Source organism: Bartonella sp. AA81SXKL (genome assembly GCF_042196945.1).
Lineage (GTDB): Bacteria > Pseudomonadota > Alphaproteobacteria > Rhizobiales > Rhizobiaceae > Bartonella.
In genome coordinates, this window is the sequence record NZ_JBHIRH010000115.1 from 1 (window position 1) to 1,023 (window position 1,023).

The 1,023-nt window shown below is 47.0% G+C and carries 4 protein-coding genes; all 4 read right to left on the reverse strand.

Translation table 11 applies throughout. The features are described 5' to 3' along the window. Window positions 1-254: ParB N-terminal domain-containing protein (locus ACFINZ_RS09915; RefSeq protein ID WP_375701426.1), on the reverse strand; the 254-nt coding region annotated here is incomplete at its 3' end. Next, complete coding sequence (locus ACFINZ_RS09920) at window positions 254-652, reverse strand: hypothetical protein (RefSeq protein WP_375612308.1); 399 nt, start codon at window positions 650-652, stop codon at window positions 254-256. The genes ACFINZ_RS09915 and ACFINZ_RS09920, both read right to left, overlap by 1 nt. Beyond that, window positions 636-776 (reverse strand): hypothetical protein, encoded by a 141-nt coding sequence (locus ACFINZ_RS09925; RefSeq protein WP_273755279.1) that lies wholly within the window; start codon window positions 774-776, stop codon window positions 636-638. The genes ACFINZ_RS09920 and ACFINZ_RS09925 overlap by 17 nt, the downstream gene beginning before the upstream one ends. Window positions 777-849: 73 nt before the next feature. Continuing rightward, a partial coding sequence (locus ACFINZ_RS09930; RefSeq protein ID WP_375701427.1) for a helix-turn-helix domain-containing protein occupies window positions 850-1,023 on the reverse strand: 174 nt, incomplete at its 5' end.

Consider the following 1,023-nt stretch of genomic DNA (forward strand, 5'->3'; position numbering starts at 1 on the left):
TCCTTATCAGCCTGCACCACAACGGCATCAATGTCACTATAGCCCAAAAGCTCAGCAGCACGAAGCCGATGCGCTCCAGCAATAAGCGTGTAATTGCCCTCTTTAGCATTAGGTGTATGGCGCACCGTAATCGGATTCATCAATCCCTCCCGCGCCATTGATTGTGCAAGTGCCTTGGCATGCTCATCATCCACAGGGCGTATACGCTCCGGTACCACAATCACATCAAGAGCAAGCTTTTGAAACTGTGCCATCACGCCCCCGCCTTTCTGATCTCTTTAAAGAATAAATCCATCGCACGCCCTGCCCATCTTCGATAAGCTTTCGCAAAAACGGGTTCTTCCAAACGCCGGTTAATGGTACGCAAAGAACGAGCAACAGCAGTGCGTTCACGCTCTTGCATGGCAACAAGACGCCGCCGCGGCACCTCAAACTGATAATGCAAAATATGAATAACAATCTGTCGTGCTAACGCCGCATCAAATAAGCAGTGCGGAGGGTCAATAATATACCGGATTGGCAAATGTTTAAATCCACTACTCACCGCCTTAAAAGAACAGGCAAGCATAGCTTCCAAACGTTCAACCTCCGAATAAGGATTAACGATATCGCTTCTGGCTTCTGGGGTCCATAAATTACAAGCAGCAACCATAACCACCCCCTATAAAAACAATATGACCACCATCTAATCGCCAGAACCAACCCATGCAAACGGCTGTTCTATGATGCAACTCTATGCAATTTATCTTGCCTATTTCGTACTGATCTTTAGACATTGATAAACCTTTTTATCTTATGGTATTTAAATTCATGGCAAATGCGCAAAAACGCAAAGCCGTGTAACGAAGTTCAAGCAGCATTACCGCGCAAAGCAGAATGCGCACGCGAATCTGTGTTGGCATGTTTTGCTGCTTTAAAAATGCGACGGCGACTTTTGGGGTAGCGGTCGCTAAAAACCTGCTCGACGGGCAAACCGATAAAATCGGCAATAGCGCGTTCGGCTTTCTCGTTAGACCGTGTCCA

Bases quoted from the DNA above. Each gene is read 5' to 3' on its own strand.
- ACFINZ_RS09925 (WP_273755279.1), bottom strand. From the start codon at position 776: ATGTCTAAAGATCAGTACGAAATAGGCAAGATAAATTGCATAGAGTTG.
- ACFINZ_RS09920 (WP_375612308.1), bottom strand. From the start codon at position 652: ATGGTTGCTGCTTGTAATTTATGGACCCCAGAAGCCAGAAGCGATATC.